Here is a 13,359-nt window from a genome sequence, read left to right as displayed (position 1 = left end):
CAGGTTTCCGGTGGACGATAACTGGCAGAACCTGGTGGACGAACTGATCCATCATCTGGAGCAGCAACCGGCACCGGTGTGGGGCGTGGGCCATTCCCTCGGGGGCGTCTTGCACTTGCACGCGGCCATGCGTTGCCCGCAGCTGTATCGCGGCGTGGTGATGCTGGATTCGCCGGTGCTGACCCGTGCCGACCGCTGGGTGATCCGCGCGGCCAAGCGCTTCGGGTTTATCGACCGCCTGACCCCGGCCGGGCGTACCCTGGGGCGGCGCGAAGAGTTCAGCGACCTGGACGCCGCACGCAGCTATTTCGCCGGCAAGACCCTGTTCCGTGGCTTTGACCCGGAATGCTTCGACGCTTACCTGCAACATGGCCTGCATCAGGTGGGCGATCGCCTGCGCCTGCGCTTCGACCCGGCCACCGAAATCAGCATCTACCGTGGCGTGCCCCATACCAGCCCCGGCCAGGTGCGCCAATTGAAAGTGCCGCTGGCCGTCGTGCGCGGCCGGCAGAGCCGGGTGGTGATGCGTCACCACGCCAGCGGTGTCGGGCGCCTGCCCATGGGTGAAATGCTCACCATGCCCGGCGGCCATATGTTCCCCCTTGAACGCCCCCAGGACACCGCGGCCTTGATCAAGCAGCTGTTCTCCCGCTGGGAAGCCCGCGAGCAGAGTTGCGCATGAGCACACCGGTTGAAGAGGTGCGCCTGAGCCTGCCGCATATCGAACTGGCGGCCCACCTGTTCGGCCCCGAGGACGGTTTGCCGGTGATCGCCCTGCATGGCTGGCTGGACAACGCCAACAGTTTTGCGCGACTGGCGCCCAAACTTCAGGGCCTGCGCATCGTTGCCCTGGACATGGCCGGGCACGGGCATTCGGCGCATCGTCCTAGCGGCGCCGGTTATGCCTTGTGGGATTACGTGTATGACGTGCTGCAAGTCGCCGAGCAGTTGGGTTGGAAACGTTTTGCATTACTTGGCCACTCCCTCGGCGCCATCGTGTCCCTGGTGCTGGCGGGTGCGTTGCCGGAGCGCGTGACGCACCTGGGATTGATCGACGGGGTGATCCCGCCGACCGCCAGCGGTGAGAACGCCGCCGAGCGGCTGGGCATGGCCTTGCAGGCGCAATTGAACCTGCAGGACAAGCGCAAGCCGGTCTATAACACCCTGGACCGAGCGGTCGAGGCGCGCATGAAAGGCGTGGTGGCGGTCAGTCGCGAAGCCGCGCAACTGCTGGCCCAGCGCGGTTTGATGCCGGTGCCGGGCGGCTACACCTGGCGTACCGACAGTCGCTTGACCCTCGCTTCGCCGATGCGCCTGACCGACGAACAAGCCATGGCTTTCGTACGGCGCGTCAGTTGCCCTACGCAGTTGGTGGTGGCTGCCGACGGCATGCTGGCGAAACATTCAGAATTGCTTTCTCAACTACCCTTTACGGTCACCACGCTGCCGGGTGGCCATCATTTACACCTGAATGATGAGCCCGGCGCGGTCCTTGTTGCAGACTGTTTCAATCGGTTCTTCACCACGCCTTGACTTGGCGCGGTCAACTGCCGAGGCTGGGCGGATTGAAAGGGAGTCAACCATGAACCATCTCAACACCGCTGTGCGCTCCGATGGCCAGGGCTCATTGATCCGATGAGCCTACGTAAAGGATCTATCCGTGCCCTCGGGCTGTGCTGTTTCAGTCCCCTGGTGTTCGCCGCCGATGTGCCAGGAAGCCAGGATTTACCGGCAGTGTCACGTCAGGTCGACTCACAGATCGTCGACTACCGCCCCGCCGAAGAGAAGGAACGCATCTACCCGATGGGCGCGATCCGCAAGATCAGCGGCCAACTGCGTTACGAAGGGCAGGCCACCGCCCGTGGGCACGCCACGGCGATTACCTATGAGCTGCCCGCCGAGCACACCTCCAGTGCCGCGTTTACCGCTACGCGTGAAGCGTTGCAGGCGAAGGGCGCGCAGCTGTTGTTCTGGTGCCAGGCCCGCGATTGCGGCGAAAGCAGCCTGTGGGCCAATGAAGTATTCGGCAACGCCAAGCTCGTCGGTGCCGATGGTCAACAGGAATACCTGCTGCTGCGCCTGGCCGCCCCGCAGGACAACTCCCTGGTGGCGCTGTACGGCATCACCCGTGGCAATCGCCGCGCCTATCTGCATGTGGAACAACTGGACGCCAACGCGCCGCTGGGCAACCTGTTGCCCACCTCGGCGACTCTGCTGCGCGAGTTGAAAAGCACCGGCGAGCTGGATTTCCCAGCGCTCGGCGGCGACCCTGACGACACTTGGCTGACCCTGATTTCCCGTGGGTTGAACCTTGACGCCACCTTGCGCGTCAGCCTGACCGGCCCGAATGCCGAAGCCTGGCGCCAGGCACTGGTCGACAAAGGCGTGCGCGCCGCGCGCATGGAAACCGGTACTGCTGAAACCAAAGGCCTGCACCTGCATCTGATACGCTGACCGTTACAAGGCGAACGGACCCGCGCCGTTCGCCTAAGCTCTCTTCCTACAGCCTTCCTCTAGAGATACTCCATGCTCAATAACGATCGCCTGCTGGTGCAAATCCTGCTGCTGGTGCTGTTCGGTGCCAGCTTCTGGGTGATGGCGCCGTTCTGGTCGGCGCTGTTCTGGGGCGCGGTGCTGGCGTTTGCCAGTTGGCCGTTGATGGTCCTGCTCACCCGCTGGCTGGGTGGGCGTGAATCCCTGGCCGCCGGTATCCTCACGTTGTGCTGGATGTTGCTGGTGGCATTGCCGCTGGTGTGGCTGGGTTTTAACCTCGCGGACCATGTGCGCGATGCCACGGCATTGATCAAGGATATCCAGGTCGATGGCCTGCCGGCGGCACCGACCTGGCTCGGCTCGATCCCGTTTGTCGGCGAACGGCTGGTGGCAATGTGGGACAGCATCGACCAGCAGGGCGCGGCCTTGATGGTCAGCATCAAGCCGTACCTGGGGCAGGTCGGCAATTGGCTGCTGGCGCGCAGTGCACAGATCGGTGGTGGCATCCTGGAACTCACCCTGAGCCTGGTCTTCGTGTTCTTTTTCTATCGGGACGGGCCGCGCCTGGCCATGTTCGTCCATCGTCTGCTGGAGCGCTTGATCGGCGACCGCGCCGGCTACTACATCGAATTGGTGGCGGGGACGGTCCAACGGGTGGTCAACGGTGTGATCGGCACCGCCGCCGCCCAGGCCGTGCTGGCGCTGATTGGTTTCCTGATCGCCGGCGTACCAGGTGCGTTGGTGCTGGGTATCGTCACCTTCCTGCTCAGCCTGATCCCCATGGGCCCGCCGCTGGTGTGGATCCCGGCCACCGCCTGGCTGGCCTGGAGGGGCGACTACACCTACGCGGTGTTCCTTGGCGTGTGGGGCACCTTCATCATCAGCGGCGTGGACAACGTGCTCAAACCCTACCTGATCAGCCGTGGCGGCAACCTGCCGCTGGTGATCGTGCTGCTCGGGGTGTTCGGCGGCTTGATTGCCTTTGGTTTCATCGGCCTGTTCATCGGCCCGACCTTGCTGGCGGTGGCCTACAGCTTGTTGATGGATTGGAGCGCGACCCAGGCCCAGGGGCGTCGTGAAGACAAGCCGCTGTAACGGTGGTGTGAGGGCTCATGGGGGGGCTGTCTGTGGTGAGGGGTAGGATCTCAGGTCCTCGGTAACCACATCACCGCAGTCAACCCTCCGCCTGGGGTTTCCTCAAGCTCCAGTCGACCGCCGAGGCGTTCCGCCGCCTCCTTGGAAATCGTCATGCCCAGGCCGACCCCGCCGGAATTGCGATTGCGTGAGCCTTCCAGCCGATAGAACGGCTCGAACACCGCCTCGCGTTTGTCTGCCGCAATTCCCGGCCCGTGGTCGATAACGCGAATGACCAAGGCTTCACGGCTGTCTTGCAGTTCGATGCGCGCAGTACCGGCATAGCGTAAGGCATTGTCGATCAGGTTGTTGAGGCAGGAACGCAGGGCCATCGGCTGCACCTGCAAGGGCACGCAGCTGCCGGCGAATTGCACATCGCAGCCTTGGTCCTGGGCGTTCTCGCTCATCGACTCCACCAACGCCTGCACGTCCAGCCAATGCCGGGTTTCGCTGGTGCGTTGTTCGTGCAGGTAGCTCAGGGTGGCGTCGAGCATGCCGATCATGTCGTCCAGGTCCTGGCGCATCTGGCCCTGCAGCTTGGTGTCTTCGATCTGTTCCAGGCGCAGCTTGAGGCGTGACAGCGGGGTGCGCAGGTCATGGGAGACGGCACCGAGCATGCGCGCACGCTGGCTGACCTGTTCGCGGATACGCCGTTGCATCAGGTTGAAGGTCGACGCCGCTTGCTGAGCCTCCCGCGGTCCCGATTCGTCGAGGGGCGGGCTGTCGAGGTCCAGGCTCAAGCGCTCGGCGGCGTCGCTGAGGCGTTGGATCGGTCGGCTCAACAGTTTGGCGCCGTACCAGGCGGCGATAATCAGCGAGACGAATTGAAACGTCAGGGGCACCACCGGGCCGCCAAACCAGGGGCGATGGTGCTCCTTGCGCAGCGGCACCAGCCTGCCGTCCGGCTGCTCGATAAACTGTTCAGGCGGTGGGGGGGGCGGTTGGCCGTAATGGTGGAACCAGAAGAACGCCAGCGCATGGGCCAGCACGATAGCCACCAGCAACACGCCGAACAGCCGACCGAACAGCGTGTTGAAGGGGGCACGCATCAACCGATATCCCGCGCATCGAACAGGTAGCCTTCGCCCCGCACGGTCTTGATCAGTTGCGGCGCCTTGGGATCATCGCCGAGTTTTTGCCGCAGGCGCGAGACCAGCAAGTCGATGCTGCGGTCAAAGGCTTCGATCGAGCGACCACGGGCGGCATCCAGCAATTGCTCGCGGCTGAGTACCCGGCGCGGGCGCTCGATAAACACCCACAGCAGGCGGAATTCGGCGTTGGACAGCGGCACTACTAGGCCATCATCCGCCACCAGCTGGCGCAATACGCTGTTGAGGCGCCAGTTGTCGAAGCGGATATTGGCACGCTGTTCGGTGCGATCATCGCGCACCCGGCGCAGGATGGTCTGGATACGCGCCACCAGCTCACGCGGTTCGAACGGCTTGGACATGTAGTCGTCGGCGCCCAGCTCCAGGCCGATGATGCGGTCGGTGGGTTCGCAGCGGGCGGTGAGCATCAGGATCGGGATATCCGATTCCGAGCGCAGCCAGCGGCACAGCGACAGGCCGTCCTCGCCAGGCAGCATCAGGTCGAGCACCACCACGTCAAAGGTTTCGGCTTGCATGGCCTGGCGCATGGTCGTGCCGTCGGTCACGCCGGTGGCGAGAATACCGAAGCGCGCCAGGTAGTCGATCAGCAGCTCGCGGATCGGCACATCGTCGTCAACAATCAGCGCACGGGTGTTCCAGCGCTTGTCATCGGCGATCACCGCGCCTTTTTGCTCGTCGTTCACAGGGGCGGAAGGGGTCTGCATAGTGTGATCATCTGCCTGGTTGTTGCGGTCAGCATAGGCGCCCAGCCACATGGCTGGAAGTGCTGGTCGGTGGGTCGTGCGAGCGAGGCTAGCGGTGGGGCGTGTTGGGGGCATGTCGTGAATGTATCTGTTTTGAAACAATTGCCCAAAAAATGCTCGCTCAAGGGCGGTTGGGCAGTATTTACCGATCATCGGATCCCGCAACGGCGCTGCGTGCGCTACAATCCGCGCCGATTTCGACTTGCCTGAGAGCCCATTCCAATGTCCGTCTGCCAGACGCCTATCATCGTCGCCCTGGATTACCCCACCCGTGACGCCGCACTGAAGCTGGCTGACCAGTTGGACCCGAAACTGTGTCGGGTCAAGGTCGGCAAGGAACTGTTCACCAGTTGCGCCGCGGAAATCGTCGGCACCCTGCGTGACAAAGGTTTCGAGGTGTTCCTCGACCTGAAATTCCACGACATCCCGAATACCACCGCCATGGCGGTCAAGGCCGCCGCCGAAATGGGCGTGTGGATGGTCAACGTGCACTGCTCCGGTGGCCTGCGCATGATGACGGCCTGCCGTGAAGTGCTGGAACAGCGCAGCGGCCCTAAACCTTTGCTGATCGGTGTGACCGTGCTGACCAGCATGGAGCGCGAGGATCTGGCTGGTATCGGCCTGGATATCGAGCCTCAGGAGCAGGTGCTGCGTTTGGCCGCCCTGGCGCAGAAAGCCGGCCTTGATGGCTTGGTGTGTTCGGCGCTGGAAGCCCAGGCGTTGAAAACTGCGCATCCATCGCTGCAACTGGTGACGCCGGGGATTCGTCCGGCGGGGAGCGCCCAGGATGATCAGCGCCGTATCTTGACCCCGCGTCAGGCGCTGGACGCGGGTTCGGATTACCTGGTGATTGGGCGTCCGATCAGCCAGGCGGCGGATCCGGCCAAGGCGTTGGCTGACGTGGTCGCCGAAATCGCCTGATTGTCAAAGGTGGGTGGGGGCAAGCCCCCTCCCACATTCAGATCTCCACCCTCCAGATCTATCGCTTGTCAGCTGACCTTGAGCACCAGCTTTCCGAAGTTCTCGCCGTTGAACAACTTCATCAGCGTCTCCGGGAACGTTTCCAGCCCCTCTACGATGTCCTCCTTGCTCTTGAGCTTGCCCTGCGCCATCCAGGCGGCCATTTCCTGGCCGGCGGCGGCGAAATTTGCGGCGTGATCCATCACCACAAAACCTTCCATGCGCGCGCGATTTACCAGCAGTGACAAGTAGTTGGCCGGGCCCTTCACGGCTTCCTTGTTGTTGTATTGGCTGATGGCACCGCAAATCACCACGCGGGCCTTCAACGCCAGGCGGCTGAGCACCGCGTCGAGGATATCGCCACCGACGTTATCGAAATACACGTCCACACCTTTGGGGCACTCGCGTTTGAGTGCGGCGGGCACGTCTTCGCTTTTGTAGTCGATGGCGGCGTCGAAGCCCAGTTCGTCGACCAGGAACTTGCACTTGTCGGCGCCGCCGGCAATGCCCACCACGCGGCAGCCTTTGATCTTGGCGATCTGGCCGGCAATGCTGCCCACGGCGCCGGCTGCGCCCGAAATCACTACGGTTTCACCGGCCTTGGGCGCGCCGGTGTCCAGCAGTGCGAAGTAAGCGGTCATGCCGGTCATGCCCAAGGCAGACAGGTAACGGGGGAGGGGCGCGAGTGTCGGGTCCACCTTATAGAAGCCGCGTGGCTCGCCGAGGAAGTAATCCTGCACGCCCAAGGCGCCGTTGACGTAGTCGCCGACCGCGAATTTCGAGTTGTTCGAGGCAATCACCTTGCCCACGCCCAGCGCACGCATCACTTCACCGATGCCGACCGGCGGAATATACGACTTGCCTTCATTCATCCAGCCACGCATGGCCGGGTCGAGGGACAGGTATTCATTGCGCACCAGCACTTGGCCGTCCTGGGGGGTACCCACCGGTACTTCCTGGTAGGTGAACGTCTCCCGGGTGGCCGCGCCGACCGGGCGCTTGGCGAGCAGGAATTGGCGGTTGGTCTGGGCGGTCATGGCAGCGACTCTTCTGGAAATGAACCTGAAGTGATAGACCTTGAACGGGTAGAGGGCAAGGTTCACCGAGGGCGCGAATGCCCTTCGATAGACAGTGCTGATAGTCGGGTGGTGGCTCTTATCACTGCGATTCATGCAGCGCCAACCGGCCTTTTGATAGTGCTGACGCGCCCGGCGCGGCGTTGGCTACACTCGACCCACTGCTATTCCCCCAACAGGACATCTTCTTATGAGCATGACGTTTTCCGGCCAGGTCGCTCTGGTAACGGGTGCCGCCGCCGGTATCGGCCGCGCTACCGCGTTGGCGTTCGCCGCCGAAGGCTTGAAGGTCGTGGTCGCCGACCTGGATGCGGCGGGCGGCGAGGGCACCGTTGCCTTGATTCACCAGGCCGGCGGCGAAGCGCTGTTTGTGCGCTGCAACGTCACGCTGGAGGGGGAGGTGCAGCAATTGATGGCCCAGACCCTCGCCGCCTATGGCCGCCTGGACTATGCCTTCAATAATGCCGGGATCGAGATCGAGAAGGGTAAGCTGGCTGACGGCAGCCTGGATGAGTTCGACGCGATCATGGGCGTCAACGTCAAAGGCGTGTGGTTGTGCATGAAGCACCAATTGCCGCTCTTGCTGGCCCAGGGCGGCGGCGCGATTGTCAACACCGCGTCGGTCGCGGGGCTGGGCGCTGCGCCGAAGATGAGCATTTATGCCGCGTCCAAACATGCGGTGATCGGCCTGACCAAATCGGCGGCCATTGAGTATGCGAAGAAGAAAATCCGCGTCAACGCGGTGTGCCCGGCGGTGATCGATACCGATATGTTCCGGCGTGCCTATGAAGCCGACCCACGCAAAGCCGAATTCGCCGCCGCCATGCACCCGGTCGGGCGCATTGGCAAGGTCGAGGAAATCGCCAGTGCGGTGCTGTATCTGTGCAGCGACGGTGCGGCATTTACCACTGGCCAAGCGTTGGCGGTGGACGGTGGCGCGACGGCGATCTAGGACCTAACCTCGCTCTCCATTCGAAAACGTTTGGGGGGCTGTGGGGCTTTTCCATAGCTGGCAGTGTGCCCTGTCAGAATGTGTATCATTAGGTAAATAATCCAATAGAATCAATACTTTAATAAAACTTGGCGACGGGTCGACAAGGGCTTCTGTGCTTAACTGTTCCGGGTTGAATAACAGACAGTTGAAGTGAGTGGCGCATGGATTTAGGGATCGATCGACAAGCCCTTGTACCGGTGGTGCAGCAGATCATCAGCGCAGTGGCGCAATGGATTCGCACGAGTGGGGCGAGCCCTGGCACACGCTTACCGTCCATCCGCCAGGTGGCCCTTGATAACCTGCTCAGCCAGTCCAGCGTCATTGAGGCGTTCGAGCGGATGGTCGCCCAGGGCTTGCTGGTGTCCAAGCAGGGGGCAGGTTTCAGGGTGGCCCAGCCGCCGCAGGCGCACGAAGGCCAGTGGTACGAAGGTGCTGAGCGGGAATGGGGGGCTTTCGCCGATAACCCATTGGGCGAGCTCAAGCTGGGTTGCGGCTGGTTGCCGGATGCCTGGCGCGAAAGCGATGACATCAGTTACGCGATTCGTGAAGTCACCCGTACCGACACCGCCGGGCTGTTCAACTACAGCCCCCCATTGGGTCTGCCGGCGTTGCGTGAGCAACTGCTCAAGCGCCTGGCCCAGGCGCATATTGCCAGCAGCGTTGACCGTATCCTCACCACCGCAGGCGCCAGCCATGCCCAGGACTTGCTGATACGCACACTGCTCAAGGCCGGTGATTGCGTGGTGGTCGAAACGCCGGGGTACGGCAACCTCTACCGGCAACTGGCATTCCACGGTGTGCAGTTGCTGGAAGTGCCGCGCACGCGGGGTGGTCCGGACATTCCTGCACTGGAAACTTTGCTGCAGCGGCATCGGCCCAAATGCCTGTTTATCAACAGCCTGTATCACAACCCGACCGGCTCCAGCCTGTGTCGCGAGGTGGCGGAGCGCTTATTGGCGCTGGCGCACCGGGAGAACTTCCTGATTATCGAAGAGGACGTGTTCGGCGACCTGCAACACGCCAGCTGCACGCGGCTGTCGGCAATGCCCCATGATGACCGGGTGATCTACGTCGCGAGCTTTTCCAAGACCCTGAGCAGCGCCTTGCGCGTGGGCTATCTCAGTGCCAGCACGGCGATCATCACTCAATTGACGAGCCTCAAGACGTTGACCGGCTTCGGCACCTCGCGGTTTGCTGAGGCGGTGGTGGCCACGCTGCTGGCTAATGGCACCTATCGTAAGTGGGTGCAACGCTTGCGCAAGCGCTTGAGTATGGAAATGGCGGCGACCTTGCAAGTGCTGGAAGACGAGGAGTGGGAGGTGTTTGCCACTCCCGCTGGCGGTATGTTCTTGTGGGCGCGACCGGGGCAGGCGGATCACTCACGGCTGCAGGCGTGTGCCCGGCGTCTCGGGGTGTTGTTATCGCCGGGGGCGTTGTTCAGCCCGACCAGCGAACCCAGTGAGTGGCTACGCATCAATGTGGCCTATGCTGCTGATCAACGGGCTTTGGCATTGTTCCGCGCCATGGGACCCGCCAGATCGACCTCGAGCATTCTGAAAACGACGAACCTGTAGCTTTTTGCCATTATTGTGGCGCCAACGACTTGTGCTCAGGGCCTTGTGGTTGCCAATCTCGCCGATGTAAACCGGGCTCGATGGCAATTGCCATTGCAAGAGGATTCAAGTGCAATGATTTCGGCCGTGCAACGACAATTCGCCAACCTCGGTATGGCAAAAAAACTGGGCTTGGGCTTCACCCTCGTGCTGCTGTTGACGGCCTTGGTCGCGGCGATCGGCGTGTGGTCCCTGCAAACCGTTGGCCAGCGTTTCGAAGGCCTCAAGGTCATGTCGTCGCTCAACAGCGGCTTGCTCAAGGTGCGCCTGATCGAGCAGAACTATGCGTTGCATGCCGACCCCAAGGACGTCGACGCGCTGCACGAAAGTGTCGATGCCTTGGCGGCCCTCGCCGCCAGCCTCAAAGCCGAATCGGCCGCCAACGTGCCGGTCATGGCCGAGGTCGAACAGGCCCTGGCCGCTTACCGCAAGGCGTTCGATGAGTTTGTCGAATTGACCCAGACCAAGGACCTTGCGTTGGAAATGGCCAGTTGGTCGGTGTCCAGCGTGGCCAATAACCTCGACGTATTGCAGGCCGGGCTGGCAGACGACGGCGCTTATGGCCTTAAGGAAAGCCAGGGCAAGGAAGGTGCCGAGTTTATCGAGCAGGCGGGGCAGGTCAGCCAGGTGTCGCGGCTGATGCTGCAAGCCATGAACGAAGCTCACGTACGCCTGGACCAGAGCCGCAAGGCGGACCAGGACGACGCCGAGCAAGGCAAGATTGAGCAGGCTGACCAGGCGCTGGCTCAGGTTGAGCAACTGAAGACCTCGGTCAAGGACCCCGGCTACCAGACTGTGCTTAACGAAGTGGCTGGGCATATCGCCGCGTTCAGCGAGAAGCTCGGTGAGTACACCGGCCTGCTGGCGCAGGAGAAGGTGGTCTACACGCAATTGCATGATCGGGCGGAGCAAGTGGTCGGCCGGGTCAACCAGGCCTATGCCGCCGAAGACCTGTCGATGCAGGCGCAGTTGAAGAAAAGCGCGATGCTGATCATCGGCTCTTCGGCCCTGGCCTTGCTGGTGGGGTTGATTGCAGCGTGGGTGATTACCCGGTTGATCGTCGCGCCGCTGCGCAGTGTGATCGCCGTGGCCCAGCAGATTGCCGCCGGTGACTTGAGCGGGCGCATGGAGGTCAGCCGCCGCGATGAAATCGGCCAGTTGATGCAGGCAATGCAACAGATGGGCAACGGCCTGAGCCAGATGGTCAGCGGCCTGCAAGCCGGTATCGAGCAACTGGCCAGCTCGGCGCATTCCTTGTCCAGTGTGACAGAGCAGACCAACGTCGAAGTCAGCAGCCAGAAAGAAGAAACCGAGCAGGTTGCCACGGCGATGAACCAGATGACCGCCACCGTGCACGATGTGGCGCGCAATGCCGAGGAGGCTGCACAAGCCGCACAGACGGCGGACGACAAAGTCGACAGTGGCCAACAGGTGGTGCGCCAGAGTTTGCAGCGCATCGAGTTGCTGGCCACCTCTAGCACACGCGCCAGCGCGAGCATCGAGAGCCTGAGCACCGAGATCCAGCATATCGGCACCGTGTTGAGTGTGATCAAAAGCGTGGCCGAACAGACCAACCTGCTGGCCCTCAACGCCGCTATCGAAGCCGCGCGTGCCGGCGAGCAGGGGCGCGGTTTTGCGGTGGTGGCCGATGAGGTGCGGGCCTTGGCCAAGCGCACCCAGCAATCCACCGAAGAGATCGAGCGGCTGGTCAGCACCTTGCGCAGCGCGGCACAGTCATCGGTGCAGCAGATCCAGCAAAGCGGTGAGCTGGTGAAACTGGCGGTGAGTGATGCGCTGGAAACCGAAAGTGCCCTGGGCAGCATCGCGGTGGCGGTGTCGTTGATCCAGCAGATGAACCAGCAGATTGCGGCGGCGGCCGAGCAGCAAAGCTCGGTGGCCGAAGAGATCAACCGCAGCGTCACCAGTATCCGTGCCAGTGCCGATCAGTCGGCGCTGAGCATGCAGGGCAACGCCGCGTCGAGTATTCAACTGGCGCAGTTGGGGGCCGAGCTCAAGGGTATGGTGGGGCACTTCCGCCTGTGATCACCGCGCCTGCGCAGCGATCACAGGGGAGGGTGGTCAGGCGTGGTTGGCGAGAAAGGTCAGCAGGGCTTCGTTGACGAAGTCCGGGTTTTCCCTGGCGCTGATATGCCCGGCTTGCGGGATCAGGATCAGGCTGCAACCAATCAGTTCGGCCATTTCCTCGGACTCGGCGGGTGGGCGCGGTTTGTCCTGTTCGCCGCACATCACCAGTGTGGTGTCGGCGTCCAGGCGTGGCAACTGCTCCAGCACAGCCTCGCGGCTGAAGATCAAGCGGCCCAGGGGCACGATGCTCTCCAGCAGGCGCTCTTTGGAGTAGCCCTGCAATTGTTTGCGGAAGTCCTGGTACAGCGCGGATTCGCGGTCGATGTTCGGGCGGAAGAAGATCGGTGCGATCACGTCCAATAAAGGCTCAGGGATGGCGCCGGCATCTTCAATCATCTTGAACAGTGAGAAATAGTACTGGCGCGTGGCCTCGGGCTCGGCGCCCAGGTACGTGTCCATCAGCACCAGGCTGTTGATCCGCTCGGGTGCCAGCAGTGCCAGGCGTGCGCCCCACATGCCGCCGACCGAGAGCCCCACCAGGTTGATCTGTGCGATGTCCAGATGGTCCAGCAGGGCCAGGGTCTGGCGCGCAAGGTCATCGAGGGAGTGAGTTTGCGTCGGCAACGGGCCTGATTCGCCATGCCCCCATAGCTCGGGCACGATCACACGGTACTGTTGCGAAAGGGCTTCGATCTGCGGCGCCCACATGTCGCGGTCCCACAGGTAACTTGAGCCCAATAGGACGACCGGGCCGGAACCCTGGTCGACGTAGTGCAGCGGTTGTCCATCAATGACGGCGACAGGCATAGCAGGCCTCTGACTTCATGGAGTGAGGGGCACTTTTTTACGCTAGTCGGGGGCGGGGGGATAGGTGCAAAGTGATGGCATGTGGTGAACTGTGTTCGCCAGATGGGCAGCGAGGGAGCTTGCTCCCGCTGGCGGCCTTACCGACGACCGCTATCTAACGGTTAGACCGCGATCCAAATGTGGGAGGGGGCTTGCCCCCGATAGCGGTGTGTCAGTCGATTCATCAGGTGACTGATTCAGCGCCATCGAGGCATCGGTATCTACACAATTCTGGCTATGGCGCAGGACCTGTGGCGAGGGAGCTTGCTCCCGCTGGCTGCCTGACAGCCCACCGCCATCTAACGG

12 protein-coding genes and 1 pseudogene are annotated in these 13,359 nt (G+C 62.5%); 9 read left to right on the top strand and 4 right to left on the bottom strand.

Going from position 1 to position 13,359, the window contains the following annotated elements; all coding sequences use genetic code 11:
• From AC3ZU9_RS30365 to AC3ZU9_RS30350, 4 genes are all read left to right on the top strand, one after another.
• On the top strand, nucleotides 1–682 hold a 682-nt coding region (locus tag AC3ZU9_RS30365), incomplete at its 5' end, for an alpha/beta fold hydrolase (protein WP_490091739.1).
• On the top strand, nucleotides 679–1,533 hold the full coding sequence (locus AC3ZU9_RS30360; RefSeq protein WP_012723113.1) for an alpha/beta hydrolase: 855 nt from the start codon (nucleotides 679–681) through the stop codon (nucleotides 1,531–1,533). The genes AC3ZU9_RS30365 and AC3ZU9_RS30360, both read left to right, overlap by 4 nt.
• 102 nt (nucleotides 1,534–1,635) lie before the next feature.
• Complete coding sequence (locus AC3ZU9_RS30355; RefSeq protein WP_012723114.1) at nucleotides 1,636–2,454, top strand: DUF4892 domain-containing protein; 819 nt, start codon at nucleotides 1,636–1,638, stop codon at nucleotides 2,452–2,454.
• A gap of 72 nt (nucleotides 2,455–2,526) precedes the next feature.
• Nucleotides 2,527–3,588, top strand: a complete 1,062-nt coding sequence (locus AC3ZU9_RS30350) for an AI-2E family transporter (protein WP_490091738.1) — start codon at nucleotides 2,527–2,529, stop codon at nucleotides 3,586–3,588.
• Between the two features lie 50 nt (nucleotides 3,589–3,638).
• On the opposite strand, the gene AC3ZU9_RS30345 is transcribed toward AC3ZU9_RS30350, so the two are convergent.
• Together AC3ZU9_RS30345 and AC3ZU9_RS30340 are read right to left on the bottom strand one after the other, a co-directional pair.
• Nucleotides 3,639–4,676 (bottom strand): sensor histidine kinase, encoded by a 1,038-nt coding sequence (locus AC3ZU9_RS30345; RefSeq protein WP_046033839.1) that lies wholly within the window; start codon nucleotides 4,674–4,676, stop codon nucleotides 3,639–3,641.
• Entirely contained in the window at nucleotides 4,676–5,440 is a 765-nt protein-coding gene (locus tag AC3ZU9_RS30340; protein WP_043206166.1) for a response regulator, read from the bottom strand. Before AC3ZU9_RS30340 ends, AC3ZU9_RS30345 begins: the two co-directional genes overlap by 1 nt.
• Nucleotides 5,441–5,701: 261 nt before the next feature.
• Here AC3ZU9_RS30340 and pyrF point away from each other — a divergent pair, with 261 nt between their 5' ends.
• On the top strand, nucleotides 5,702–6,400 hold the full coding sequence (gene pyrF / locus AC3ZU9_RS30335) for an orotidine-5'-phosphate decarboxylase (RefSeq protein WP_012723118.1): 699 nt from the start codon (nucleotides 5,702–5,704) through the stop codon (nucleotides 6,398–6,400).
• A gap of 68 nt (nucleotides 6,401–6,468) precedes the next feature.
• On the opposite strand, the gene AC3ZU9_RS30330 is transcribed toward pyrF, so the two are convergent.
• A complete protein-coding gene (locus tag AC3ZU9_RS30330) occupies nucleotides 6,469–7,476 on the bottom strand; it encodes an NADP-dependent oxidoreductase (RefSeq protein ID WP_102061074.1) in 1,008 nt (335 codons plus the stop codon).
• Nucleotides 7,477–7,705: 229 nt separating this feature from the next.
• Here AC3ZU9_RS30330 and AC3ZU9_RS30325 point away from each other — a divergent pair, with 229 nt between their 5' ends.
• From AC3ZU9_RS30325 to AC3ZU9_RS30310, 4 genes and pseudogenes are all read left to right on the top strand, one after another.
• Nucleotides 7,706–8,467 (top strand): SDR family oxidoreductase, encoded by a 762-nt coding sequence (locus tag AC3ZU9_RS30325; RefSeq protein ID WP_012723120.1) that lies wholly within the window; start codon nucleotides 7,706–7,708, stop codon nucleotides 8,465–8,467.
• Between the two features lie 203 nt (nucleotides 8,468–8,670).
• A complete protein-coding gene (locus AC3ZU9_RS30320) occupies nucleotides 8,671–10,083 on the top strand; it encodes an aminotransferase-like domain-containing protein (protein WP_122809757.1) in 1,413 nt (470 codons plus the stop codon).
• Between the two features lie 114 nt (nucleotides 10,084–10,197).
• Nucleotides 10,198–11,307 (top strand): annotated as a pseudogene (locus tag AC3ZU9_RS30315) (HAMP domain-containing protein); the annotation flags it as partial.
• The gene (locus AC3ZU9_RS30310) at nucleotides 11,284–12,165 is read left to right on the top strand and encodes a methyl-accepting chemotaxis protein (RefSeq protein ID WP_490091740.1); all 882 of its coding nucleotides are present in this window, start codon (nucleotides 11,284–11,286) and stop codon (nucleotides 12,163–12,165) included. The pseudogene AC3ZU9_RS30315 and the gene AC3ZU9_RS30310, both read left to right, overlap by 24 nt.
• 36 nt (nucleotides 12,166–12,201) lie before the next feature.
• Here AC3ZU9_RS30310 and AC3ZU9_RS30305 read toward each other — a convergent pair whose 3' ends face one another.
• Nucleotides 12,202–13,014 carry an alpha/beta fold hydrolase gene (locus tag AC3ZU9_RS30305; RefSeq protein WP_093546170.1) on the bottom strand — a complete coding sequence of 271 codons (813 nt, stop codon included), beginning with the start codon at nucleotides 13,012–13,014 and terminating at the stop codon, nucleotides 12,202–12,204.
• Nucleotides 13,015–13,359 lie beyond the last annotated feature (345 nt).

This window comes from Pseudomonas sp. A39, assembly GCF_058145955.1.
The sequence above is the reverse complement of the archived record's forward strand: the minus strand, read 5'-3'. Positions and strand labels throughout refer to the sequence as shown.

Coding starts and splice junctions, on each gene's coding strand:
- AC3ZU9_RS30340 (WP_043206166.1), bottom strand. CDS start 5,440: ATGCAGACCCCTTCCGCCCCTGTGAACGACGAGCAAAAAGGCGCGGTG.
- AC3ZU9_RS30360 (WP_012723113.1), top strand. CDS start 679: ATGAGCACACCGGTTGAAGAGGTGCGCCTGAGCCTGCCGCATATCGAA.
- AC3ZU9_RS30325 (WP_012723120.1), top strand. CDS start 7,706: ATGAGCATGACGTTTTCCGGCCAGGTCGCTCTGGTAACGGGTGCCGCC.
- AC3ZU9_RS30310 (WP_490091740.1), top strand. CDS start 11,284: ATGCAGGCAATGCAACAGATGGGCAACGGCCTGAGCCAGATGGTCAGC.
- AC3ZU9_RS30345 (WP_046033839.1), bottom strand. CDS start 4,676: ATGCGTGCCCCCTTCAACACGCTGTTCGGTCGGCTGTTCGGCGTGTTG.
- AC3ZU9_RS30330 (WP_102061074.1), bottom strand. CDS start 7,476: ATGACCGCCCAGACCAACCGCCAATTCCTGCTCGCCAAGCGCCCGGTC.
- pyrF (WP_012723118.1), top strand. CDS start 5,702: ATGTCCGTCTGCCAGACGCCTATCATCGTCGCCCTGGATTACCCCACC.
- AC3ZU9_RS30305 (WP_093546170.1), bottom strand. CDS start 13,014: ATGCCTGTCGCCGTCATTGATGGACAACCGCTGCACTACGTCGACCAG.
- AC3ZU9_RS30350 (WP_490091738.1), top strand. CDS start 2,527: ATGCTCAATAACGATCGCCTGCTGGTGCAAATCCTGCTGCTGGTGCTG.
- AC3ZU9_RS30355 (WP_012723114.1), top strand. CDS start 1,636: ATGAGCCTACGTAAAGGATCTATCCGTGCCCTCGGGCTGTGCTGTTTC.
- AC3ZU9_RS30320 (WP_122809757.1), top strand. CDS start 8,671: ATGGATTTAGGGATCGATCGACAAGCCCTTGTACCGGTGGTGCAGCAG.